This is a genomic window from Aestuarium sp. (genome assembly GCF_023253315.1).
Taxonomy (GTDB): Bacteria; Pseudomonadota; Alphaproteobacteria; order Rhodobacterales; family Rhodobacteraceae; genus Marivivens; species Marivivens donghaensis.
The window spans coordinates 70200-95271 of sequence record NZ_JALRGW010000002.1; the positions used below are offsets into that span (position 1 = coordinate 70200).

Annotated in this window: 23 protein-coding genes; 12 read left to right on the forward strand and 11 right to left on the reverse strand. The window is 58.2% G+C overall.

Annotated features, from left to right (window positions below):
• Positions 1-18: 18 nt before the first annotated feature.
• Complete coding sequence (locus AC1QQ2_RS02000) at positions 19-696, forward strand: M48 family metallopeptidase (protein ID WP_479711880.1); 678 nt, start codon at positions 19-21, stop codon at positions 694-696.
• On the opposite strand, the gene AC1QQ2_RS02005 is transcribed toward AC1QQ2_RS02000, so the two are convergent.
• Genes AC1QQ2_RS02005 through AC1QQ2_RS02015 form a run of 3 tightly spaced genes read right to left on the reverse strand, consistent with a single transcriptional unit; the run spans position 693 to position 3056 of the window.
• Complete coding sequence (locus tag AC1QQ2_RS02005) at positions 693-1232, reverse strand: RSP_2648 family PIN domain-containing protein (protein ID WP_479711881.1); 540 nt, start codon at positions 1230-1232, stop codon at positions 693-695. The genes AC1QQ2_RS02000 and AC1QQ2_RS02005 overlap by 4 nt on opposite strands.
• Positions 1229-2428, reverse strand: a complete 1200-nt coding sequence (locus tag AC1QQ2_RS02010) for an RSP_2647 family RNA methyltransferase (RefSeq protein ID WP_479711882.1) — start codon at positions 2426-2428, stop codon at positions 1229-1231. Before AC1QQ2_RS02010 ends, AC1QQ2_RS02005 begins: the two co-directional genes overlap by 4 nt.
• A gap of 40 nt (positions 2429-2468) precedes the next feature.
• Positions 2469-3056 (reverse strand): DUF6778 family protein, encoded by a 588-nt coding sequence (locus AC1QQ2_RS02015; protein ID WP_438986636.1) that lies wholly within the window; start codon positions 3054-3056, stop codon positions 2469-2471.
• Positions 3057-3269: 213 nt separating this feature from the next.
• On the opposite strand from AC1QQ2_RS02015, the gene edd reads away from it, so the two are divergent.
• Both edd and eda read left to right on the forward strand, forming a co-directional pair.
• Positions 3270-5075, forward strand: a complete 1806-nt coding sequence (edd, locus tag AC1QQ2_RS02020) for a phosphogluconate dehydratase (RefSeq protein WP_479711883.1) — start codon at positions 3270-3272, stop codon at positions 5073-5075.
• Positions 5076-5106: 31 nt separating this feature from the next.
• Complete coding sequence (gene eda, locus AC1QQ2_RS02025; protein ID WP_479712002.1) at positions 5107-5748, forward strand: bifunctional 4-hydroxy-2-oxoglutarate aldolase/2-dehydro-3-deoxy-phosphogluconate aldolase; 642 nt, start codon at positions 5107-5109, stop codon at positions 5746-5748.
• A 3-nt stretch (positions 5749-5751) separates the two neighbouring features.
• On the opposite strand, the gene AC1QQ2_RS02030 is transcribed toward eda, so the two are convergent.
• A complete protein-coding gene (locus AC1QQ2_RS02030; protein ID WP_067548875.1) occupies positions 5752-6024 on the reverse strand; it encodes a hypothetical protein in 273 nt (90 codons plus the stop codon).
• A 7-nt stretch (positions 6025-6031) separates the two neighbouring features.
• Positions 6032-8791: a [protein-PII] uridylyltransferase family protein gene (locus AC1QQ2_RS02035; protein ID WP_479711884.1), complete on the reverse strand. Its 2760-nt coding sequence runs from the start codon at positions 8789-8791 to the stop codon at positions 6032-6034.
• A gap of 79 nt (positions 8792-8870) precedes the next feature.
• On the opposite strand from AC1QQ2_RS02035, the gene AC1QQ2_RS02040 reads away from it, so the two are divergent.
• From AC1QQ2_RS02040 to AC1QQ2_RS02055, 4 genes are all read left to right on the forward strand, one after another.
• Positions 8871-9338 (forward strand): YbaK/EbsC family protein, encoded by a 468-nt coding sequence (locus AC1QQ2_RS02040; RefSeq protein ID WP_479711885.1) that lies wholly within the window; start codon positions 8871-8873, stop codon positions 9336-9338.
• A 143-nt stretch (positions 9339-9481) separates the two neighbouring features.
• Positions 9482-9919: a DUF2852 domain-containing protein gene (locus tag AC1QQ2_RS02045; protein WP_479711886.1), complete on the forward strand. Its 438-nt coding sequence runs from the start codon at positions 9482-9484 to the stop codon at positions 9917-9919.
• A 63-nt stretch (positions 9920-9982) separates the two neighbouring features.
• Positions 9983-10417 (forward strand): RDD family protein, encoded by a 435-nt coding sequence (locus tag AC1QQ2_RS02050; RefSeq protein WP_105235287.1) that lies wholly within the window; start codon positions 9983-9985, stop codon positions 10415-10417.
• Between the two features lie 71 nt (positions 10418-10488).
• The gene (locus AC1QQ2_RS02055; RefSeq protein ID WP_479711887.1) at positions 10489-11313 is read left to right on the forward strand and encodes an arginyltransferase; all 825 of its coding nucleotides are present in this window, start codon (positions 10489-10491) and stop codon (positions 11311-11313) included.
• Between the two features lie 36 nt (positions 11314-11349).
• Here AC1QQ2_RS02055 and AC1QQ2_RS02060 read toward each other — a convergent pair whose 3' ends face one another.
• Entirely contained in the window at positions 11350-13191 is a 1842-nt protein-coding gene (locus AC1QQ2_RS02060) for a calcium-binding protein (protein ID WP_479711888.1), read from the reverse strand.
• A gap of 494 nt (positions 13192-13685) precedes the next feature.
• Here AC1QQ2_RS02060 and AC1QQ2_RS02065 point away from each other — a divergent pair, with 494 nt between their 5' ends.
• The 5 genes from AC1QQ2_RS02065 (at position 13686) to AC1QQ2_RS02085 (ending at position 18921) form a co-directional block, all read left to right on the forward strand.
• Positions 13686-15428: an acetolactate synthase 3 large subunit gene (locus AC1QQ2_RS02065; RefSeq protein WP_105235290.1), complete on the forward strand. Its 1743-nt coding sequence runs from the start codon at positions 13686-13688 to the stop codon at positions 15426-15428.
• A gap of 12 nt (positions 15429-15440) precedes the next feature.
• Positions 15441-16004 carry an acetolactate synthase small subunit gene (gene ilvN / locus AC1QQ2_RS02070; protein ID WP_105235291.1) on the forward strand — a complete coding sequence of 188 codons (564 nt, stop codon included), beginning with the start codon at positions 15441-15443 and terminating at the stop codon, positions 16002-16004.
• 122 nt (positions 16005-16126) lie between these two features.
• Positions 16127-17068 (forward strand): nucleoside hydrolase, encoded by a 942-nt coding sequence (locus AC1QQ2_RS02075; protein ID WP_479711889.1) that lies wholly within the window; start codon positions 16127-16129, stop codon positions 17066-17068.
• Positions 17065-17514, forward strand: a complete 450-nt coding sequence (locus AC1QQ2_RS02080) for a GNAT family N-acetyltransferase (RefSeq protein WP_105235293.1) — start codon at positions 17065-17067, stop codon at positions 17512-17514. The genes AC1QQ2_RS02075 and AC1QQ2_RS02080 overlap by 4 nt, the downstream gene beginning before the upstream one ends.
• A gap of 36 nt (positions 17515-17550) precedes the next feature.
• A complete protein-coding gene (locus AC1QQ2_RS02085) occupies positions 17551-18921 on the forward strand; it encodes a protein adenylyltransferase SelO (RefSeq protein ID WP_479711890.1) in 1371 nt (456 codons plus the stop codon).
• 54 nt (positions 18922-18975) lie between these two features.
• Here AC1QQ2_RS02085 and urtE read toward each other — a convergent pair whose 3' ends face one another.
• The 5 genes from urtE to urtA all read right to left on the reverse strand — a co-directional run bounded on the left by urtE (position 18976) and on the right by urtA (position 24940).
• The gene (gene urtE / locus AC1QQ2_RS02090) at positions 18976-19671 is read right to left on the reverse strand and encodes an urea ABC transporter ATP-binding subunit UrtE (protein WP_479711891.1); all 696 of its coding nucleotides are present in this window, start codon (positions 19669-19671) and stop codon (positions 18976-18978) included.
• Between the two features lies 1 nt (position 19672).
• Entirely contained in the window at positions 19673-20416 is a 744-nt protein-coding gene (gene urtD, locus AC1QQ2_RS02095) for an urea ABC transporter ATP-binding protein UrtD (protein WP_479711892.1), read from the reverse strand.
• The gene (gene urtC, locus AC1QQ2_RS02100; RefSeq protein ID WP_105235297.1) at positions 20413-21630 is read right to left on the reverse strand and encodes an urea ABC transporter permease subunit UrtC; all 1218 of its coding nucleotides are present in this window, start codon (positions 21628-21630) and stop codon (positions 20413-20415) included. The genes urtD and urtC overlap by 4 nt, the downstream gene beginning before the upstream one ends.
• Positions 21631-21633: 3 nt before the next feature.
• Complete coding sequence (gene urtB, locus AC1QQ2_RS02105; protein WP_479711893.1) at positions 21634-23571, reverse strand: urea ABC transporter permease subunit UrtB; 1938 nt, start codon at positions 23569-23571, stop codon at positions 21634-21636.
• A gap of 79 nt (positions 23572-23650) precedes the next feature.
• A complete protein-coding gene (gene urtA / locus AC1QQ2_RS02110) occupies positions 23651-24940 on the reverse strand; it encodes an urea ABC transporter substrate-binding protein (RefSeq protein ID WP_479711894.1) in 1290 nt (429 codons plus the stop codon).
• Positions 24941-25072: the final 132 nt, after the last annotated feature.

Genomic DNA, 25072 nt, shown 5'->3' on the forward strand with positions numbered 1-25072 from the left:
GGCTCCCATATTTACACCATGCGCTATCTGATTTTCGTCCTCCCGATCCTCTATGCCCTCGCTATGTGGCATTTCTCGTCGTGGCGTCTGCGGCGCGAGCTGGATGCGAAATCGACGGAGCTCGCCGATCCTGCGCTGAAACCTGTAACCGATAGGTTGGCCAAGGCTCTCGATATTCCAAGGGTGCGGGTCTTTGTCTACGAAATCCCCCAGATCAACGGTCTGGCCGCCCCTGACGGACGGATTTTCATCACCCGTGGGTTCCTGCAAAAGTTCCGCACAGGTGAGGTCACGGGCGAAGAGATCGCCAGTGTGATCGCCCATGAAATGGGTCACGTGGCCTTGGGCCATTCGCGCCGCAGGATGATAGATTTCAGTGGACAGAACGCACTGCGGATGCTGCTGATGGGGATCCTCGGTCGGTTTATTCCCGTGATCGGGCCGTGGCTCGTCAATACGCTCCTGTCGCTCTTAGCCGCGAAACTGTCCCGCCGTGATGAATACGAGGCCGACGCCTATGCGACCGCGCTCTTGCTCAAGGCGGGGATCGGGGCCGACCCACAGATCAGCCTGTTTCAGAAACTCGAACGGCTCTCTGGTGGCCACGCGAACCAAATCCCTGCATGGCTATTGAGCCATCCAAAGGCTGAAGAACGCATTGCCGCCATCCGCGACAACACGGCAAAGTGGGCCTAATCCAGCGCTTTCCCCAAACGGGGCAACCGCGCTTTTTTCATCAAGGACCGCATGGTCCAATCCTCTGCTGACAATCGCCGCGCCTCTGCCAGAACGGCATCTGCTGCCGCTTGGACTTGTGCGGGATGATCGAGCCAGAGGGAATAAAGGAACCCGTCAGGGTCCAAACGCGACAACCCCTCTTCGGCCAATACATGTTTCGGGAAATCTTTGGCGTTGATCGTCAAGATCGCATCACACGACCCCGCAATCGCAGAGGCCAGCACATGAATGTCATTCTCGTCCGAGAGCCACAGCCGTTGTTCGACATGGGGCGCGACAGGGACAATCGCCCGTGGGAACCGTGCGGACAACAGCGCGATCTCGCCCCGCGCAATGGCCTCTGCCCCTTCGCCGAGCTTGGGCGTTGCGCGTGCCCATTCTTCGAGGATGCGATCCGACCAGCGGGGTTCAAACAGCCCCTGCGCCGCGACGCCCAGCACCACTTCCCGCATGACCGTGGGAAACAGAACGCAGGCGTCGATCAGAACTCTCACAGGCGGAAAAAGACGGATTTCAGATATCCGCTCTCTGCGAGTTGCGGCATCATCGGGTGATCGGCACCTGCATAGCCTGTGTGGATGATCTGCGCAGAGCGCCCTGCCCGACCGATCCCACGTGCCGAGGCATTGCGGAATTTCGACAAGTCCGCTGCGTGCGAACAGGAACAGAGCGCAAGGTATCCGCCCTCACGCACGAGAGGCGCAGCGAGACGCGCCACACGTTCATAAGCCCGCAAGCCAGCCTCAAGCGACTGTTTCGACGGGGCAAAGGCAGGTGGATCACAGACGACCACGTCAAAGGTTTCGCCTTCTTCGGCCAAGGCCGCTAGCACGTCAAACGCATCGCCCTTGCGGGTTGCGAATTTCGACGACACACCCATCGCCTCTGCGCCTTGTTCGGCGAGCGATAGCGCCGCAGCTGATCCATCAATCGCCAGCGCACTCTCTGCGCCGCCAGCAAGTGCAGCGAGCGAGAACCCACCGACGTGCGAAAACACGTCGAGCACTTTAGCGCCCTTGCAAAGACCAGCATTGAACGCATGGTTCGGGCGTTGGTCATAGAACAGGCCCGTTTTCTGGCCGCCCATAACGTCTGCCATATAGATCGCACCGTTCATCGGCACGGGGATCGGCGCTGTTGGGGCGTCACCCGCAACGACCTTCATTTCCTCAGGCAGACCTTCGAGGCCGCGTGCACGACCAGAGCCGTTCATGATCACGGTCTTAATGCCAACGACCTCTTGGAGAGCCGCTGTAAACTCAGGCACCAAACGATCAGCCCAAGCTGCGTTCGGCTGCATCACAACAGTATCACCGAAACAGTCGATCACAACGCCAGGGAACCCGTCAGCCTCAGCATGAACCAAACGATAGAACGGTTCCGCAAAAACACGTTCGCGATGGTCGAGCGCCTTTTTCAGGCGCGCCGCAATCCAAGCCTGATCAATCACCGCCGATGTATCACGATCAAGCATCCGCGCGATAATGCGCGAGTCTGGATTAAACGCCACAAGGCCGAGCGGTTGCCGTTCGGCATCCTGCAATTCGGCAATAGCGCCCGCCTCGATCGCCTTGGTGCGGCGGTCGGTGACGAGGTCGTTAGAGTAAACCCACGGGAAGCCAAAGCGGATCGCTCTGGCGTCAGCTTTGGGCATGAGGCGCACAATAGGCAAAGAGGACGGCATATTCATGCCGCCCTCCTACTCTGTTTCGTTTGCCTCGGAAAGGCTGTTAGTGCGTCAGAACCTGTGCAAGCGCGCCAACAAGGTAGTCCTTAACGAACATCCGCTCGGAATAGCCGCGGGCATCCATCGCCAGCACATCATCAGGGTGCGGGCTATCTAGGACGAGGCGCACATTGCGCGGACCTTCGATCACGTCACCTGTATTGGCATTGCGCACTACAAGGACAAAGTTGATGTCGTAGTCGCCCTGATAAGAATAACGGGTACGCTGGGTCAGGCCATGGAACCGCGTCAGCGTCATTTCAGCAACAACAGGCACCTGACCACGCAGACGTTCCGCACCATCTCGAGCGGCCTCTTCGAAAAGAACGCGGAGTTGTTCGTGACGCGTGCCGCCAATATCCCCACGCCACACGATGTCGGCTACAGGCTTAATCGAATTTGCCTCAGAGACGGAAAGTGTCTCGGGCACAATGATCTGAACGTTCCGCACGGTGTAGCTCGGCAAAGCCTGCTCACCCACAGACGGCAACGGCGCCTCTAGCGTTGCATTTCGGGTTACACCATTGTCACTCACACACCCAGCAACAAAGAACACCAGTGCAGTTGCCAATACTGTTTTCAAAAGTCGCATCTTCAGTCCCTTCGGCAGCCATTCGGCCACTCTTCTACCATTAAGGTTTGATTAACTATCCATTCGAATAGCGGCACAACTGTGGCGGGAGTGGTCTGATTTCGTGAAACTTCGCTTTCACGGCACCGATGGGTTTTCTGTTGTCATGATAGTTGTTAGCGTTAACATATTGTGCTAAACGGCCCGTCGAGAGAGAGACCGCAGGAGAATCCAATGTCCCTTCACCGGACGCTAGTCGAGGTAACCGACCGTATCCGCGCGCGCAGTGAAAACACGCGCAGCACCTATCTGGACCACATGTCAGCCGCTGCTGCCCAAGGGCCGCGCCGTGCCCACCTCGCCTGCGGAAACCAAGCTCACGCCTATGCTGCGATGGGTGAAGACAAGGCAGCGCTCGTTGACGACCGCGCCCCGAACCTCGGCATTATTACTGCTTACAACGATATGCTCTCGGCGCATCAGCCGTATGAAACCTACCCCGCCATGATCCGCGATATCGCCCGCAAGGTCGGCGCGACGGCGCAGGTCGCGGGCGGTGTGCCTGCGATGTGCGATGGCGTGACCCAAGGCCAAACGGGAATGGAGTTGTCGCTCTTTTCCCGCGACGTGATCGCGCTGGCTGCTGGCGTTGGCCTATCGCACAACACCTTTGATGCCGCGCTTTACCTTGGCGTCTGCGATAAAATCGTGCCCGGCCTCGTGATGGCTGCGGCGACTTTTGGCTATCTCCCTGCGGTGTTCATCCCCGCTGGACCGATGACCTCTGGCCTGCCGAACGACGAAAAGGCCAAGGTCCGCCAGAAATTCGCAACAGGTGAAGTGGGCCGTGACAAACTGATGGAGGCTGAAATGGCCTCTTACCACGGTCCGGGCACCTGCACCTTCTACGGCACCGCGAACACCAACCAAATGTTGATGGAGTTCATGGGCCTCCACCTCCCCGGTTCGTCTTTCGTGAACCCGAACACGCCATTGCGTGATGCACTCACTGTTGCGGGCGTTGAACGTGCGGCGCAGATTACATCGCTGGGCAACGAATTTACGCCCGCCTGTGACGTGCTGGATGAACGCGCCTTTGTGAACGGTATCGTGGGTCTGATGGCAACGGGTGGGTCAACGAACCTCGTTCTGCACCTGCCTGCGATGGCCCGTGCGGCGGGGATCATCCTCGACCTCGAAGATTTCGCTCAACTGTCCGAAGCGGTTCCGCTCTTGGCAAAGGTCTATCCAAACGGCCTCGCTGACGTGAACCACTTCCACGCGACGGGCGGTCTTCAGTTCATGATCTCCGAGCTGCTGAACGCTGGTCTGTTGCATGACGACGTGACCACGATCGCGGGCAAGGGACTTGAGCGCTATACCCAAGAACCGAAATTGGCAGACGGTCGCGTGCAATATGCTGAAGGCCCCAAGGAGACGCTGAACGACAAAATCCTCCGCCCTGTGGCAGAGCCGTTTAACGCGCATGGTGGGTTGCAGCAACTCACAGGCAATCTTGGCCGTGGGGTGATCAAAGTTTCTGCCGTCGCCGAGGACCGCCAAATCATCGAAGCCCCTTGCCGCGTGTTCCACGAACAGGCCGACGTGAAAAAAGCCTTTCAGAACGGCGAGTTCACGGGGGACACGGTGGTTGTGGTTCGCTTCCAAGGGCCGTCCTCGAACGGGATGCCTGAATTGCACTCGCTGACGCCGACCCTCTCGGTTCTGCAAGACCGTGGGTATAAAATGGCACTGGTGACCGATGGCCGTATGTCGGGCGCGTCGGGCAAAGTGCCTGCCGCGATCCACGTTTCGCCTGAGGCCGCGAACGGTGGTCCGCTCGCCTATCTGCAAGACGGTGACATTGTTCGCCTCGACGCAAAGGCTGGCACGCTCGAGGTGATCGGCGTGGACCTGTCCACTCGCACTGCCGCTACGCCTGACCTTTCGGCAAATGGCAACGGCGTTGGCCGCGAACTCTTTGACGTTTTCCGCCGCAATGTCGGCCTCGCTTCTGACGGTGCTGCGGTCGTCCTCTGACCGCGCCCATTCATTCAACAGGATTAAACATATGACCCCTGAAGCTGCATCCATCGAAGCCCGCAAAATCTGCGAACTGGCCCCCGTTGTTCCCGTTCTCGTCGTGGACGACGCAAGTACCGCTGCGGATCTCGCTCGCGCCCTCGTCGCGGGTGGTCTGCCTGCGCTCGAAGTGACACTGCGCACGCCTTCTGCCCTTGATGTCATCCGCGAGATGGCAACCGTTCAGGGTGGCGTTGTTGGTGCGGGCACCCTCCTCACCGCGAAAGACGTCGAAGCGGCCAAGGCTGCGGGCGCGACCTTTGGCGTGTCGCCGGGTGTGACCGACGAACTGCTGGACGCGTGCGAGGCTAACGACCTGCCGCTCCTCCCAGGGACCGCAACCCCGTCGGATGTGATGAAGCTCTATGCGCGCGGCTATACCGTAATGAAGTTCTTCCCAGCCGAGGCAAACGGCGGCGCCCCTGCGCTCAAGGCGATTGGCGCACCGATCCCGCAGGTCAAATTCTGCCCCACTGGTGGCATCAGCATGAAGAACGTCAACGACTACCTGTCGCTATCCAACGTGCTGTGCTGCGGTGGATCGTGGGTCGCACCTGCGAACCTCGTCAAAGCTGGCGATTGGGCTGGGATCGAGGCATTGGCCAAAGAGGCCGCCGCGCTCGCCCGTTAATCCCTATTGGGTGATAACCCGAGCAGACCGTCCGCCGCGCCGCGCCGGGCGGTCTGTTTTTTCCAGAGCCGCCTTGAGCGTCACCGTCATCGGGTGATCTGCTGGCTCGTCCGCGTGCCGCTCTAGCAGCTGACGCACGAAATCATCGGTGTCCTCTTCGACAGGCACCTTGAGAACCCAGCCAAGGAAAATCGTCCGGCAATCGTCGGCACCAATGCCGTCGATGTTATAGGACTCGCGAATAACGCCTACAGGGTCGAGTTTGTCTTTTGACATGGTCCATCTAATCCAACAAACGGGTGATAACCGCATCCGCCTCTGCCGCGGCTGCCTCCATCGTCTGAAGTAAGCTGTCGGTGTCCGCACATCCGGTCTCCCGCAAGATAAAGCGCCGACCGCCTTCGCCAAGGTCTTCGGGATGTAAAACACCCCCCGTGAGAAGTCGAGCCGCTGCCTGCAGTTGCCAAAATAGCGCGGCAGAACGTGTTAGGGCCGCTTCATCCGCGGCATCCAGCCATCCAGAGGCGACACCAGCCGCGATCTGTTCGGTCACGGTGCGTGCTGCACTCCCCGCTCGCAAGGCCGCTGTTTGGGCGCAAAGTTCCACATCCTGCAACCGTCCCGCCCCAATTTTTGCATCCCAATCACCCTGAGGCGCTTTGGCCTCGGCGATGCGACGGCGCATATCGGCCACATCGGTCAATACCGTCTGGCCCGTCGATTTTTCGTTGAGCACCGCGAGGCGGAGTGCCTCGACCTCTGCGCCCAGTTCCATGTTCCCCGCAACAGGTCGCGCCCGCGTCAGCGCGAGGTGTTCCCATGTCCACGCCTCTGTCCGCTGATAATTGTCGAACGAGGTGATCGACGTCGCGACAGGCCCCTGCCGCCCTGATGGGCGAAGCCGCATGTCGACCTCGTAGAGCCGCCCGTCTGTCATCGGTGCAGTCACAGCGGTCAAGAGCGCTTGGGTCAGGCGGGCGTAATAGGGGCGCGTCGCAAGAGGGCGCCGCCCGTCGGACATCTCAACGCCCTGATCATCGTAGATCATAATCAGGTCGAGGTCTGATCCCGCATTGAGCCGCGCAGCCCCGAGCGATCCCATGCCAAGGACCACAGCCCCCCGCCCCGGAGGAGTGCCATGTTTCGCGCTGAACTCTGCGACGACCAGCGGCCAAAGCCCCGCGATCACGGCCTCAGCCAGTTCGGCGTATTGGCGCCCGCTTTCTTGGGCATCAATCAAGCCGCGCAGATGATGCACGCCAACGCGGAAGTGCCATTCCTTCATGAACCGCCGCGCCATATTCAGCTGCGCCTCATAATCGGGTGCCTCGGACATTGCACGGGCGAGCAACCGCGACAGTTCTTCTACTCCCGGCCAAGGGGCAAAGAACGACCCGCCGATCACCATGTCGAACACGTCAGAGTTCCGCGACAGATATTGCGCCAGCGCAGGCGCCGTCGAACAAATGTCCACGATCAATTGGGTCAGCGACGGGTTCGCATCAAAGAGCGAAAACAGCTGAACGCCCGCAGGCAATCCGCGCAAGAACCCGTCGAATTGCAACAGCGCCTCATCGGGCTTTGCCGCCTCTTTCAAGCGACCGAAAATCTCTGGCTTCAGACGTTTAAAAATATCGACCGCGCGTTCTGACCGGAACGCAGGGTAGCCGCGCCACTGGGCTTCCATCTCTGCGCCAAAATCGTCCTCGGGATTTGCCGCCTGACCCGGGGCAAAGAACCCTTCGGTCAGGGTGTGCACCTCTTCGCACCGTTGGGTCAGTTCGGCCCGCAAGTCTGCAACGTCGCGATCCATAAAGGCCGCGAGCCGCGCCCAACCTTCTGCCGAATTTGGCAAAGCATGGGTCTGCTGGTCGTTGATCATCTGAACGCGGTGTTCGACCTCACGATGGAAACGATAATGATCATAGAGCGTTACAGCGTCTTGCTCAGGCACCCACCCCGCTGCCGCAAGCCGTTCCAGCCCGCGCCGTGTTTCGCGCACCCGCAACTTCGGATCACGTCCACCCGCAATCAATTGGCGAGTCTGGGTGAAGAACTCGATCTCTCTGATCCCGCCACGACCGAGTTTGATGTTATGCCCATCAAGGTTCAGCGCCCCATGTAGCCCCTTATGGTCACGGATTTTCAGCCGCATGTCATGGGCATCCTGAATTGCCGCAAAATCGAGGTGCTTGCGCCAGACAAACGGGCGCAGGGTTTCAAGAAACTTCGCCCCGCCTTCAAGATCGCCTGCGGCTGGACGCGCCTTAATGTAAGCGGCACGTTCCCACGTCCGACCGACGGACTCATAATAATGCTCAGCCGCGATCATCGGGATACAGACGGGCGTGACGCTGGCATCGGGACGTAAACGCAGGTCGGTGCGGAACACGTAACCTTCAGCGGTGTTATCCGACAAAAGCGTGGTCATCTTGCGCGTCACACGGATAAAGGCCGCCCGCGCGTCATGGTAATTGCTGTCATCGAAACGCTCTTCGTCAAAGAGCATAATCAGGTCGATGTCAGAGGAATAGTTCAACTCTCCCGCGCCGCCCTTGCCCATCGCCAAAGCAACCATACCGCCCGCCGTTTCAGCGGCCTCATTAGTTAGGCCAGGGATTTTCCCGCGCCCAATCTCATGCGCTACGAGGGTCTTTAGACACACATCGACAGAGGCATCCGCGAAATCAGAAAGCGCTTGGGTGACCGTTTCCAGCGGCCATACCCCACCCAAATCAGCCAAACCCGTCAGCAGAGCCACGCGCCGTTTCGCTTGCCTCAGGCCAGAAGACAGTTGATCAACCGAAAGTGCTGCGACCTCGGTCAAGACACCCTTAAACGCCGCCTCGGGGTCGTCAAAGGCAGGCACGATCCACGCCGCTTCTTTCTTCATCAGGTCGAGCAAATAGGGGCTGCACCCGCCTGCCCCTTTGACCAAGGGCACCAGCCCCGCTGGGGTGTCGGGCAAATAGCCGATAGCGTCCTCTGCACGATCAGGATCAAATGGACGGGGGGTGCGGGTCAGTCGGGATTCGAAGGTCATGGGCACACTGTCATAGGCCATTGAATTTTCGTCAATTCCCCATTCAACTGCCTTGATCAGAGGCAAAGCGGAGAAAGTGATGAGCAAGAGCCTGAAACGTGTGACCAAAGCGCTCCATGACGCGGGTCTCAACATCACGCCCGTCGAATTGGGCGAAGCCCGCACCGCCGCCCAAGCCGCAGAGGCCGCTGGCTGCACCATCGACCAGATTGCCAAATCGATCATCTTTCAGGGTGAAACCTCGGGCGAGGCGATCTTGTTCCTGACCGCAGGAGGGAACCAAGTCTGCGCGGATAAGGCCACCGCACTTGCAGGCGAACCTTTGGGGCGTGCCGATGCAAACCTCGTGCGGGCGCAGACAGGCTTTGCCATTGGCGGTGTGTCCCCTGTCGGCCACCTAAACCCGATCCGTGCGTTTTTCGATCCGCGCCTGTCGGAATTCACCGAAATTTGGGCCGCAGCGGGCACCCCGCGCCATATCTTTCCCATCGCCCCTGCCGATCTTTTGCGGATCACAGGCGCAAATTCTGCCGATTTCACGAAATAATTTCTGAACGGGATCAATCCCTTAATCGCACAACCGGAAATAAATGTGAAAATCTTTAACATAGACCCTTGAAGGTGGGGTTGGGCATTCCGATATCGGTGATGTGAAACGGATTAACATCACCCCCGAAACGGAGCCCTTCAATGTCTGATACCTTTACGACCCCTCACCCGACCGCACCGAAAGGTGGCTGGTTCTCGCGGGCCGAAACTTGGCTCGACGAACGCGGCAAAGGCGCTTGGATAGCTGCTATGGTCCTTGGCTTTATCTTTTTCTGGCCGGTCGGCCTCGCCCTTCTTGCATATATGATCTGGAGCAAACGCATGTTCAGTGGAAAATGTTCTAACCGCCGCAAGGCACACTCTCCCTTTGGTTCGCACGCGGCCTACCGCACCTCTGGCAACTCCGCGTTCGACGCTTACAAAAACGAAACGCTGCGCCGCCTTGAAGAGGAACAGCAGGACTTTGAGGCCTTCCTTGAGCGTCTGCGCGAAGCCAAAGACAAATCGGAATTTGATCAATTCATGGATGACCGTGCGCGTGCCGCTCGTGCGCCCAAAGAAGAAGACGAAACCGTCTAATCCAATTACCCTCGGGTGGCCGCTCCCCTCGGCCACCCACCCTCTGACCATGAAAGCGATACAATGACCTACGGCCTTCCTGATCCTCAGATGCGCGCCGATTTCTACGACGGTGTCACCGCCAAGCGCGCGATTGCGTGGGTGATCGACACGGCACTGATCCTCGGCACGGCAATCGTTCTGATACCCTTTACGGCTTTCACCGCCCTGTTCTTTTTCCCTGTGTTTTTGTTTGTGGTGGGGTTCATCTATCGCTGGTCAACCCTGTCGGGCGCGGGCGCCACGTGGGGGATGCGGATGATGGGCGTCGAATTGCGTGACAGCGACGGCCACCGCTTGGACAGTCGCACCGCGTTTTGGCACACCGTTGGCTATACCGTCTCGATCGCAGTCTTCCCACTGCAGCTCGTTTCGGTGCTGATGATGCTCCTCTCTGAACGGAACCAAGGTCTGACAGATCACATTCTAGGCACTGCCGCTATAAACAGAATGCTTTAGTCGTCGTAGAGACTTGGACAAACAGCGCGAGGTTGCTAACCTCGCGCAAATTCTTTGCGATCCGAGTATTAATGCGCCACACGCTCCCGATAGCGCCCCAGTTTTATGTGACGGCCCCGCAGCCCTGTCCGTATCTCGACGGACGGATGGAGCGGAAGCTGTTCACTGCACTTCAGGGCGACGGCGCGACAAAGCTCAACGATGCACTGTCCAAACAGGGCTTTCGTCGGTCGCAAAACGTGCTCTACCGCCCATCTTGCTCCGACTGTTCGGCCTGCATGTCCGCCCGCATCAGGGTTGCGGATTTTGCACCATCCAAAAGCCAGCGCCGCGTGATCAAACGCAATAGGTCCCTCGCCCGCCGTGCGACCAGCCCTTGGGCAACCGAAGAACAGTTCGATCTGTTCCGCACCTACCTCGACAGTCGTCACGCCACGGGCGGCATGGCGGACATGGACCTCTTTGAATTTGCAGCCATGGTTGAGGAAACGCCAATCCGCACGCGGCTCATCGAATATACCGATGTCACGGACGACGATCGCGCCCTGCGCGCCGTCTGCCTGACCGACATCCTCGATGACGGGCTGAGCATGGTTTATTCCTTCTTTGACCCAGAGCTAGAGCGTCAATCGCTCGGCACCTATCTCGTGCTTGATCATATCGAAATCGCCCGCGAAATGGGTCTTCCTTATGTCTACTTGGGCTATTGGGTGCCCGGCAGCCCTAAGATGGGTTATAAATCGAACTATTCCGCGCTCGAGATTTTTTATCAGGGCGCATGGCAGGACATCGGCAATCCCGACGATTACGAGGCAACGACCCATCCGCTCTCGATCGATCCGATTGCGGAACAGGTGTCACGTATTCAACTGCCCGATAGCAAAACGGTGCGCTGATCACGCACCGCTCTTTTAGTTTGACTGTCGCCTAGATTATCCGACCGCAATCGGCTCTAGGATATCCCCGAACAAGAAGTCAGAGGCTGAAAGGTCATCTGCGTTCATGTTTTCCATACGGATCATCAGGTCGCCATATTCAATGATCGCGGCGCTTTCGTCTTGGGACAGCATAAGGTCGCCGAATGAGCCGCCAAGGATCTGCACCTTATCCTCACCGATGGTAAAGTCGCCGATCACGTCCGACCCGTCACCATCCGCAAAGTCAAAGATGTCATTGCCCGCATCACCAAACAGCGCGTCGTCGTCGATGCCACCTTGGATAAAGTCGTCACCGACCCCGCCGTGGATCGTATCGCTGTCATCGCCGCCGTAGATGGTATCGTTGCCGCCACCGCCATAGATGTCATCGTCATCGTTATCGGGGGCCAGATCAGGTGTTTCACCTGCATCAGCGATCTCGAGGATTTGCACCTCATCAGGGCCTTGGCCGCCATAGATCACGTCGTCACCAGAGCCGCCGTTGATATAGTCGGCGCCTTCACCCCCGATGATCATGTCCTTGCCAAAGTTGCCGTAGAGCGTGTCGTTGTCAAAGCCGCCGTCAATGCTGTCGTCGCCCTTACCGCCCCAAACTTGGTCCGCGTCATCGCCCGTGATGATCGTGTCAGCGCCGTTGCCGCCCCAGACCGTATCCATATCGTCTGTTGGATCGGTGTCTGCGGTGAACACACCTTCATAGGCCATGTCTGGCGTGCCGCTCACAGTACCAAGGGCGATATCGGCAACCACGACCTCGGTCGCCAGATTGCCCGAAGTGTCAATCACATCATTGCCTGCGCCGCCCGTCACAACATCGCTGCCATTGCCGCCGTTGATGGTGTCATCATCCGCACCGCCGTGCAGTTTGTCGTCACCGTCGCCACCGTAGATCAAATCGTCGCCCGAATTACCGAGCACCACGTCATCACCAGCATCACCGTAGAGCACGTCATTGCCCATGGCACCCCAAATGCTGTCGTCGCCCGTGCCGCCGCTGACCGTATCGTCGCCGCGACCACCATAGAGCGCGTCATCACCAAGGTTGCCGTTGATCGTATCATTGCCAGCCCCGCCCGAGACGTTATCCGCCCCAGCACCGCCGCGCATGATATCGTTGCCAGCGCCGCCCTTCAGCAGGTCGCCGCCTTCGCCGCCAAAGACCTTATCGTCACCGAAGCCGCCGTAGATCGAATCTTGACCGTTGTTGCCGTTCAGTTCGTCATTGCCGCCTTGGCCATAGATAATATCGTTGCCCACACCGCCCGAGACGAAATCATCGCCCGTGCCACCGCGCACAGTGTCAGCCCCCGCGCCCGCGTCGATCACATCGTCGCCATTAAAGCCGCGCAGGTCGTCATTACCGCCATACCCGTTGATCTGATCGGCAACCGCGCTGCCGTTGATCGTTTCGCCATCTTCGGTGCCATCGAAAACCGCGAGGTCCGCATCGACGTTGACGCTAAAGTCGTCAATCGGGGTGACGGCGATATCCGTTAGGTCTTCGCCATCGACGGTCAGCTCCAATTTCACCAGACCATCGGTTGATTCATATTCGAGCGTCACAACGCCCGTGTCGGAATAGACATAGAGCGTATCGCCCGTCTGGGTCGGCCCAATACCGACGATCTCTTGGGTGCCTTGCGGGATGACGTTGTCATCGGCATCGACCAGCGCAACGAACAAATCGGTCGCCCCATCGGTAGCAAGTGACGGTTCTTCCCAGATAAAAACGCTCGTCCCTGCCGCGTTTCCAATATCAACCGCGGGGACCAAATAGGTCACACCAACTGCGGTAACGGCCTGACGTGCAGCAATCAGATCATTAATCAAAGTCATTCTAAAATCCCCCACGATTAAACAACCATAGGGACCATGCCTCATTTTCGACACAATCGTAAAGAAATTCCTAACGCGGTGGCTCTGCCGCCCTCACAAATCATGTGAATAACTCGGATTGGCCTGAACTGAGAAACAATCTCGCCCAAAGCCCTGCGATTTAACGGCCCGTTAACCAGTTCACGCCCCAAGCGGTCCCTTATCGATTCGACCCCACCCGCGACAAATTGAAAGAAAGTTGCGAAAAATGCCCGCCTCACGACATTTTCTCTATGAGACAGGTTGACCTCGCTTTTCCGGCGTGCATAAGGTTCGCGCACGCAATCGAAAGGCCCGAGGGATGAAAAACCTTCTAGTAGTGGTGGGAAAATGGCGCATGGGCCGGTAACGGTTTTACCATAACGGTTCCCCATGCGCCCCCGAAAATCTCGGGGGCTTTTTTGTATGAAAACGACGTTAAAAGTAACGACGACGCAGGATAAGGAAGAACGAAGATGTCTCGTCAGATGACCGGCGCTAAAATGGTTGTTCAAGCTCTGAAAGATCAGGGTGTGGACACGATATTCGGTTACCCCGGCGGCGCCGTGCTACCGATCTATGACGAAATTTTCCAACAGAGCGACATCACCCACGTTCTGGTCCGTCACGAACAGGCTGCGATCCACGCCGCCGAAGGGTATGCGCGCTCGACCGGTAAGGTTGGCGTTGCCCTCGTGACCTCTGGTCCGGGTGCGACCAACGCCGTAACGGGTCTGACCGACGCACTGATGGACTCGATCCCGATCGTTGTTTTCTCGGGTCAGGTTCCGACCTTTATGATTGGTTCGGATGCGTTCCAAGAGGCCGACACCGTTGGCATCACCCGCCCCTGCACCAAACACAACTGGCTGGTCAAAGACACCGCTCAGCTGTCGGGCACCATCCACGAGGCGTTCCACATTGCGTCCTCGGGTCGTCCGGGTCCGGTTCTGATCGACATCCCGAAGGATGTTCAATTCGCGACCGCCGAATACACCGAAAAGACCAAACGCAAATCACACTACCAGCCACAGGTTAAGGGTTCCATCGAGGGCATCAATGACCTCGTGAAGCTGATGGAGAAATCCAAGCGCCCGATCTTCTACACTGGTGGCGGCGTGATCAACTCTGGCCCAGCGGCCTCCCAACTGCTGCGCGAATTGGTTGAGGCCACTGGCTTCCCGATCACCTCGACCCTGATGGGTCTGGGCGCTTATCCTGCGTCTGGCGACAAATGGCTCGGTATGCTGGGTATGCACGGCCTCTATGAAGCCAACATGGCGATGCACGACTGTGATCTGATGATCAACATCGGCGCACGTTTCGACGACCGTATCACGGGCCGCATTGATGCTTTCTCGCCAAAGTCGAAAAAGGTTCACATCGATATCGATCCGTCCTCGATCAACAAGGTCATCCACGTTGACCTCGGCATCGTTGGCGATGTTGCCCATGTCCTTGAGGACATCCTGAAAGTCTGGAAATCCCGTGGCCGCGTGACCGAAAAAGAAGGTCTGGCGAAATGGTGGACCCAGATCAACGAATGGCGCAAAATCGACTGCCTCGCCTACACGGGCTCTGAAAAGACGATCAAACCGCAATATGCGCTGCAACGTCTCGAAGAACTGACCAAAGGCATGGATCGTTACATCACGACCGAGGTTGGCCAGCACCAGATGTGGGCCGCACAGTTCCTCGGCTTTGAAGATCCGAACCGTTGGATGACCTCGGGCGGTCTGGGCACGATGGGCTACGGTTTCCCTGCGTCGATCGGCGTTCAGATGGCACACCGCGATGCTCTCGTTATCAACGTCGCGGGCGAAGCGTCGTGGCTGATGAACATGCAAGAAATGGGCACCGCGATGCAGTATCGCCTGCCTGTTAAACAGTTCATTCTCAACAACGAACGCCTCGGCATGGTCCGTCAGTGGCAAGAACTGCTGCACGGCGAACGCTATTCGTCGTCGTGGTCTGAATCCCTGCCCGACTTCGTCAAACTCGCCGAAGCGTTCGGCGCCAAAGGCATCATCTGCAAAGACCCCGCTGACCTCGACGACGCGATCATGGAGATGATCAAACACGACGGTCCTGTGATCTTTGACTGCCTTGTTGAGAAACACGAGAACTGCTTCCCGATGATCCCATCGGGCAAACCGCACAACGAAATGCTGCTTGCTGCAGATGCTGCGGCGTTCGCCAGCGGCGCAACCCTAGTTTAAGGAGGACTGACGATGTCTGCACTACGGATCAAAAAAGGCTCCTCCTCTCACTCGGCTTATGACCTACGCTCAACCTATGGCGACACCGTTGAACGCCATACCCTTGCGGTCACTGTAATGAACGAACCGGGCGTCCTTGCCCGTGTGATCGGCCTGTTTTCGGGTCGCGGCTACAACATAGAGAGCCTCACCGTCGCCGAAGTCGACCACGAAGGTCACAAGTCGCGCATCACTATCGTCACCTCTGGCACGCCGCAGGTGATCGTTCAGATCAAAGCCCAACTGGGTCGCATCATCCCCGTGCTTGAGGTTCATGACCTCACCGCCGAAGGACCGAGCGTTGAGCGTGAACTGGGCCTCTTTAAGGTCGCAGGCAAAGGCGAGCAGCGTGTTGAGGCGCTCCGTCTTGCCGATATCTTCCGCGCCAGCGTGGTCGACACAACCCTGCAGAGCTTTGTGTTCGAACTCACTGGCACGCCCGAGAAAATCGACGCCTTTGCTGACCTGATGCGTCCCTTGGGTCTGGTCGAGGTGGCCCGCACGGGCGTTGCAGCCCTCTCGCGCGGCGATCACTAAATTCAGAAAGGGCGGGATCATATCCCGCCCTTTTTTGACGCTGAGGGACAATACGTCCTTTCTGCTTGAACCTACGGCCAAGCCCCTGCACTGTGCCCGCAATACGCGAACAAGAGGCAGTCATGGCACCCCGTAAAATCATCATCGACACCGACCCCGGCCAAGACGACGCAGTCGCCATTCTTTTGGCCCTTGGCAGCCCTGATGACATCGACCTACTCGGCATCACCGCCGTTGCAGGCAATGTGCCTCTGCCCCTCACGCAAAAAAACGCGCGGATCGTCTGTGAACTCGCAGGTCGTCCTGACGTTAAGGTCTATGCGGGCTGCGATGCGCCAATGAAACGCAAGCTGGTCACGGCAGAACATGTGCACGGCAAAACGGGACTCGACGGTCCGCAATTGCCTGATCCGACCATGCCGCTGCAGGACCAGCACGCCGTTGATTTCATTATCGAAACCCTGCGCAATGAACCCGAGGGCACGGTCACGCTCTGCCCTATCGGGCCACTAACGAATATCGCGACTGCCTTTGAACGCGCCCCCGATATTATCCCGCGCGTGCAGGAAATCGTCCTCATGGGCGGTGCTTATTTTGAGGTGGGCAACATCACACCCGCCGCAGAGTTCAACATCTACGTTGATCCCGAAGCCGCCCAGATCGTGTTTCAATCAGGCGTCCCCCTCGTCGTCATGCCTTTGGACGTGACGCATAAGGCGCTGACCACGAAATCCCGCATCGATGCCTTCCGCAATATGGGCACCCATGTCGGCACGATGGTTGCGGAATGGACCGACTTCTTTGAACGCTTCGATATGGAGAAATACGGCTCCGAAGGTGCGCCACTCCACGATCCCTGCACCATCGCCTATCTGATTGATCCACATCTGTTTTCTGGCCGCTACATCAACGTTGAAATTGAAACGCAGTCCGAATTAACGCTCGGTATGACCGTGGCTGATTGGTGGCGCGTAACGAGCCGCAAACCGAATGCGTTGTTCATCGGTGATCTTCACGCCGAAGGCTTCTACCGTCTGCTGACAGATCGGATTTCACGCCTATGACCACCTCTATCACGCTCGCGGGTCCCGACGCGCTCGACCGTGTGCTTTCGCTCGTCGAACGCAACCATGCCGAAATCGGTATCCCATCAGATGACGAAGGTCGTCGCCGCGCCATCACCCCATTGCTGAACGGTTCGCCCCACGGTGCGATCTGGCTCATCGGACCGCAACGTGCGCCCTTAGGCTATGTGCTGGTGACCTTTGGCTGGTCGATCGCGCTTGGCGGGATGGAAGGCTGGGTCGATGAGACGTTTATCCGTCAGTCCGTGCGCCGCCGTGGCATCGGAACCGAGGTGCTCCATGCCGTCGCGGTCGCCTTGGGTCAAGGTGGCGTCAAAGCCCTGCATGCTCGTCTGCCTTCGCCCGATCCATCGCTGATCGCCTTTTGCGAACGGGTTGGTTTCCGCCAGCGCGACGGGCTGTTGGTGCTGACCGATACGCTCTGATCTGGTTATCGTAGCCCCGCGCACCATATAAACCTCATGCAGCTTTTCGCCTTTGATAACAGCTACGCACGGCTCCCCGCGCAGCTTTACACCCGCCAGACCGCGACACCCGTTCGTGCGCCTCAGTTCTTTGCCCTGAACGACGCGCTCGCCCGTGATCTTGGCGCCGACCCCAAAGCCCTCCGCGCCAACGTCGATGTCTTTGCGGGCAACGCGGTGCCCGATGGTGCCGACCCGATCGCCCAAGCCTACGGCGGCCACCAATTCGGCCAATGGAACCCAGGGCTTGGTGACGGTCGCGCGCTCCTCTTGGGCGAGGTTTTCTGCGACAAAGGCCGCTTTGACCTCCAACTCAAAGGATCAGGCCGCAGCCCCTATTCCCGCGCTGGCGATGGCCGCGCTGGCCTCGGCCCTGTGATCCGCGAATATCTTGTGTCAGAGGCAATGAACGCGCTTGGCGTGCCGACCACCCGCGCCCTCGCCGCTGTGACAACAGGCGAACAAATCCTCCGCGAAGGCCCCGTCCCCGGCGCGATCCTCACCCGCGTCGCCTCTAGCCATATCCGCGTTGGCACCTTCCAACTCCAAGCCTTTCGCGGCGACGAGCAGGCGTTACGCGCGCTCTACGATCACACCCTTGCCCGCCATTTCCCCACCGCTGAAACGGTCGAGGATGTCGTCACCCAAATGATGGAGCGTCAGGCGGACCTCATCGCCCGCTGGGCGTCGCTCGGCTTTATCCATGGGGTGATGAATACCGACAATATGACCGTATCTGGCGAAACCATCGACTACGGTCCTTGCACGTTTATGGACGCCTACCACCCAGCGACAGTGCTATCATCCATAGACCGCATAGGGCGCTATGCCTATGCCAACCAGCCGCATATCGCCATCTGGAACATCGCCCAATTCGCATCGAGCCTCGTCCCCATGGCCCCCGATCAAGACGCCACTGTCGAGCGTTTGAACGCTATGATGGGTGACTTCGCTGACCTCTACCGCAGCGCATGGATCCGCCATTTCGCCCCGAAACTCGGCCTTACCGCATCGGATCAGGCAGAACCCCTCGCCCAACGGTTCCTCAAGATGATGGAGGATACAGGCGCGGACTTCACCCTCACCTTCGCCAACCTCGACCAACCGCTCAACCATAAGGACTATGCCGATTGGCGCACCGATTGGATGACCGCAAAACCCGACCTCGCCCTCGCCGCGCAAACGAACCCGCAGGTCATCCCACGCCTCCACCGCATCGAAGAAGTCATTCGCGAAGCAACAGAGGGCAACCGCGCGCCCTTTGACGCGATGCTCTCTGCCGTCACCGCACCATTCACTGAGAACCCCGATTTCGCTCGTGCCCCCGAACCGCACGAACGGGTCACGGCCACCTTCTGCGGCACCTAAGGCTCCTTTGTGCCCCAAATATCCCGGGGGTCTGGGGGCAGCGCCCCCAGCGCATCAAATCGAGACCGCCGACAGCAACTGCTCCCGCGCCAAACTCGCTTTCCCCTCGTTCAGCACGACATCGCCACGGTTGAGCGCATAGAATTCATCCGCGAGGTTAAAGGCGAAGTCGAAATACTGTTCGACCAGAACCACTGCAATCTCACCCTCATCGCGCAACTGGGCGATCACGCGGCCGATCTGCTGAATGATATTGGGCTGAATGCCTTCGGTTGGCTCGTCCAAGAGCAACACGCGAGGTCGTGTGATCAGTGCACGCGCGATTGCCAACTGCTGTTGCTGCCCGCCAGAGAGGTCGCCGCCACGGCGATGCAGGAACTCTTTGAGGATCGGGAAAAGCTGGAAAATTTTATCGGGCACGCCGCGTTCAGACCGATCAAGGCAGGCAAACCCGCTTTCCAGATTTTCCTGCACGGTCATCAGTGGGAATACTTCGCGGCCCTGCGGGACATAGGCGATCCTTGCCCGTGCGGCACCAAATGCGGTCAGGTGCGGCAGGTCTTTACCGTCTAACCGAATAGCCCCTTTGTCATAGGGATGACGCCCCGCAATCGCCTTGAGGAGCGAGGTTTTTCCAACGCCATTGGTCCCCATGACCGCTGTCACCTGTCCCGGCTTTGCGGCCATGGTGATGCCGTTCAAAATCTGGCTTTGCCCGTATTTCAGTGTGAGATTTTCAATTTCGAGCATCTTAGCGTCCCAGATAAACTTCAATCACGTCAGGGTTTTGGGTCACGTGATCGAGCGAGCCTTCGGCCAAAACCGATCCTTCGTGGAGCACGGTTACCTTGCAGTTCAGGCGACGCACGAACTCCATATCATGTTCGACAACGACAACGGCGCGGGTCTTCGCCGCCCGAACAAGGAGGTCGGTCGTTTGTTCCCGCTCCGCAGGCGTCATCCCTGCCGCGGGTTCATCGACCAAGAGCAAACGTGGATCTTGGGCCAAGAGCATCCCGATTTCCAACCATTGTTTCTGACCGTGTGATAGCTCTCCTGCAACACGGGTTAGCTGATCACTCAGCCCGATTTCTGCGGCGAGCGCTTCAATTCGCGCGGCCCCATCTGCCGTCTTGCAATAGAATAACACATCAAACGGACCTCGCTTGTTTTTCAGCGCCATCGCGAGGTTTTCACGCACGGTCTGCGCCTCAAACACCGTGGGCTTTTGGAACTTACGACCGATGCCCGCGCGGGCGATCTGGCTTTCGCTCATGCCTAAGAGGCTGATGGATTTTTCGCCCCAGATAACCTTGCCCTCGTCGGGTTTGGTCTTGCCCGTGATGATGTCCATAAAGGTGGTTTTACCCGCCCCGTTCGGCCCGATCACCGCCCGCAATTCAGGCTCTGCAATCGCAATGGAAAGGTTATTGATCGCACGAAATCCGTCAAAGGTGACCGAAACGCCCGAAACTTCGAGGAGACGTTTGCTCATTCCGGTTTTCCTTCTTCTGCGCGCCATGCCCCCTCGGATGGACCATAGTCAGAGTTGCGTTTGACCGCGACGAAATCGAACAGGCCGCCGATACCTTGAGGGAAAAACAGCGTGACCGCGACAAAGGACAGGCCCAGCAAGACAAGCCACCAGTCGGTCCAGACGATTTTGTAGAAACCGAGGTTGATCGCAGGTGCGCTGCCGCCTGTGAACCACGACGACAAGAGCGAGACGAGCGTTGCGCCGATCACAGCACCATAAAGCCGTCCGCGCCCGCCAATCGCCACCCAAACCGCGAGGTAGATGGACGCAATCGGTGCGATCTCTGCAGGGTTAATGATGCCTGCTTGCGGGTAATAGAGGGCGCCAGCAATGCCCGCGACCATCGCCGTGATCGTAAAGACAAATAGCTTATACGATTCAACGTGATACCCAAGAAACCTCACCCGCGCCTCATCATCCCGAATGGCCCGAATGACGCTGCCCATTTTGCCCGATGTGACAAAGGCAAAGAGGACATAACCGAGGCCAAGCGCGACGGCAGAAGCCCAGAAAAACCAGATCGACACGTCGTCTTGGGATGCGGAAACACCGGGGATGTTTTGCAGACCCGAGAGGCCGTTATTCCCGCGCAAACCGCTGTCGTTTTGGAACAGGTAGAGCGACAGCGCGAGGGTCATCGCTTGGGTCAGGATGGAGAGATAGACGCCTGTAACGCGGCTGCGGAAGGCCAGCCAGCCAAAGACCAGCGCGAGCAATCCGGGAACGATCAGGATCGCCAAAAGCTGGAGCGGTAGCGAATGTGCAAAGCTCCAGATCAGAGGGAAATCGCTGCTGCCAACGACGCCGAAAATCTGCGTTCCGATGGCGTCAGAGACCTCTTGCGGTGTTGCGGGGAGCGGTTGGTTCGCCAGCGAACCTGCGACGATTTCTTCGGTGCGGGCATACATGAGCCACATGCCAATCGCGTAGCCACCGATCCCAAAGAACGCAAAGTGACCGAGGCTGAGGATACCGCAATAGCCCCAGACCACATCCATCGCGATGGCGATCAGACAGAGGCAGAGCGTTTTGCCCAATGTTTTGACGAAGGATGTCGAGATCAGGCCATAGCCCGTTGCCTCTGCCATCACGGTCACCGCGAGGGTGAAGAGCGACAGGACCAAGAGGAACACAAGGACCGAACGATTTGTTACAAGGAATGATTTTGTCATGGCTCAGTTCCCTGCCGCACGGCCTTTGAGGGCGACGATGCCTTTGGGACGGAATTGGATGAAAATGATGATAAAGAGGATCATGTAGGTCTGCGCGGCGAGCGTGTTCGACGGATTGAAAAACTCGATCCCTTTTTGCAGGAAGCCAATCAGCGAGGCCCCCGCAAGCGTGCCCCAGACGTTCCCGACGCCACCAACGACGACAGTCATGAAGGACTGCACGATGTAGTCAGCCCCCATCTCGGACGTGACTTTGGCGTAGAGGCCGATGGCGACGCCCGCTATGCCTGCGATCCCTGAGCCAAGCCCGAAGGTGAGCATATTGATGCGATCTGGATTGATGCCCATCGATGCTGCCATCCCTGGGTTCTGGGTCACTGCGCGGACCTCTAGCCCCAGACGGGTCTTTTTCAGGATGAACAGGATCAGGCAGAGGAACATCACGGCGAGCACAAAAATCGCGATGCGGATGTAGCTGATCGCCACCACGTCGTTGAACACCAGCGCACCATCCAACCACGACGGCGAGGTCAGCGGGCGGGCCTGCGTGCCAAAGATGTTCTTTGCGATTTGTTGCAGCGCAATAGAGATACCAAAGGTCGCGAGGAGCGTTTCCAGCGGGCGTTTGTAGAGGTGGCGAATGACCAAGCGCTCCATCGCGACGCCAGCGGCAAAGGTGACGATAAAGGCCACGGGCAGTGCAACGATAATCGACACGGTGTAATCAGGGATCACCTGCTGGATCACATAGCCCGTATAGGCGCCCATCATGATAAATTCGCCATGGGCCATGTTGATCACGCCCATCACACCGAAGGTCACAGCAAGACCGATCGCAGCTAGGAAATATATTGACGCCAAAGAGATCGCATCGAGCGCGAGGTCAGCCGTCTGCATGGCACCCACCTTTAGCTCGATCCGTTTGATTGCAGCAGCGGCGGCATCGGTGACGGCCTGATCCGCCTCGTCGTATTGGATGTAGAACACATGGGCCGCAACAGCCGCCTCACGATCCGCCATCGTGACGAAAGGCGCGGCAAGCCCTGCATCAACAAGCCCCTGATAGGCACGAACGCGCTCTGCAGGATCAGACATGGCCGCAACTGGCACACCGGCGATCTGGCCATCCACGATATTCGCGATCAGGGCGGATTTCAGGTCGTCTTCGGTCACTGTGGGCTGCGCCAGCCCAGCAGCGGCAAGCTCTGCATAGGCGGTATTCACATCGAAATCAGGGCCGACCTCGCGGATTGCTGCGATATTGGCACCTTCGGGCAACGTGGCCGCAACACCCGTGGTCGTAGTCAGGGTTTGGTTCATCACCGCGCGCACGTCGACGCTCACATCGGACGATAGCGCCTCAATCGCCGCAACACGATCCTCGCGCAACGGCGCAAAGCGAGCGGTAAGCATCATCAACAGACGTTCTTTGCGGGCCTGCAAACCAGTGTCAGGCTCATCGGCAATCGACGCGGCAAGAGGCGCAAGCTGTTCGGCAGAGCCATCGCGGCTGATCGCATCCAATGCAGCGGCACGACGATCATAGTCAGGATCGAGCAGTTGATATTGAACCAAGGCAGAGCCGATCACACCACGCACACCTGCGTTCGGTTTGATCTGCGCCATGACAGATTTGGGCGCAGTGCCTACGGCTTCACCCGTTGAAAGGTCGATCAACGTGATCGGATCAGAGCCTTCGACATAGTAAAACAGGCCAGTCTCTTCGTTCTGCCAAACGTTCTTTTCCTGCCACGCCTGAAGAAACGCGGGGACTTCGGGCAGATCGCTGTCGATCAACGCAGTAATGGCTTGATCCACAGTGCGGCGAGACGGTTTGGCGATGTCATCGGAATAGGTTTGCAGGACAGATTGTAGGTCCTGAGCGGCAGCGGCGGCGGCCAAAAAGAAGATGGACAGAGCCATCACAACGGCGCGAAGCATCGGCGCGTTCCTTATGGGGTAGTCTTTGGGAGGGAAGGTTCGGGATGGAGGACGCGCCCCCACCCCAAATGTCAAAACCTTAGTAGTTCGAGGTCAACTGAACGCAGGTCTGAGTTTCGGTGTTATACATACCGCATTTCAGGTCGATCCAGTCGGATTCCAGAACAGCGGATTCTGGCAGGAAGTCGGTCCATGCGTCACCAGCCACTTCGGTGGTTTGGCTGATGATGTCGAACTGGCCGTCCGCCTGAATTTCACCGATCAGAACTGGTTTGGTCAGGTGGTGGTTCGGCAGCATGACAGCGGTTCCGCCCGTCAAGTTGGTGAACTCTTGGCCCGGAAGCGCGTCGATGATGGTGTCAACGTCGGTGGTGCCAGCCTCGGTCACAGCGTTCACCCACATGTTAAAGCCGATGTAGTGCGCTTCCATCGGGTCGTTCGTCACGCGGGCGTCGTCACCGATAAAGCCGTGCCATGCCTCGATAAAGGCTGCGTTTTCAGCGGTATCCGCCGACATGAAGTAGTTCCAAGCTGCCAAGTGGCCAACGAGGTTGGTGGTATCAAGGCCAGAGAGTTCTTCTTCACCGACGGAGAAGGCAACAACTGGGATGTCTTCAGCAGAGACGCCTTGGGCTGCGAGTTCTTTGTAGAAGCCGATGTTTGCGTCGCCGTTGATGGTCGAAATTACGCCAACCGATTTACCGTCAGCGCCCAATGCGACAACGTCGGACACGATGGTTGCCCAGTCCGAGTGACCGAACGGGGTGTAGTTCACAAAGATGTCTTCAGCGGCGATGCCTTTGGACTGAAGATAGCTTTCGAGAATGTTGTTGGTGGTGCGTGGGTAGACATAGTCAGTGCCCAGAAGCGCGAATTTCTCAACACCAAGCTCTTCGAGGAAGTAGTCAACCGCAGGGATCGCCTGCTGGTTCGGAGCAGCACCCGTGTAGAAAACGTTGCGCGAGGATTCTTCGCCTTCGTATTGAACGGGGTAGAACAGGAGGCCATTCAGCTCTTCGAGCACTGGGAGAACCGATTTACGCGAGACCGAGGTCCAGTTGCCGAAAATCACATCCACGTCGTGAACGGTCAGCAGTTCACGTGCCTTTTCCGCAAAGAGCGGCCAGTCGGACGCAGGATCGACCACGACGGCTTCGATTTCACAGCCCAGCAGACCGCCCTTTGCATTCTGCTCTGCGATCAGCATCAACATGGTGTCTTTGAGAGTGGTTTCAGAAATGGCCATCGTGCCAGAGAGGGAGTGCAGCACGCCAACCTTGATCGGGTCAGCACATTCGGCCAGAGCGGAGCCTGCACCTGCGATCAGAGCAGCGGAGGAAAGTGCGGGCAGCATGATTTTTTTAAACATTTAAAGTGTCCCCTGTTTGAGACCCATCCGCGGCCCGTGACCAGTGGTCAAATCGGGTCAAAACGCATATAGTAAGGCCTCAGCTTTGTTGCTGGTGTCGCGCGGGGTCGGTTTTCTGCCAGGATTGCGTCC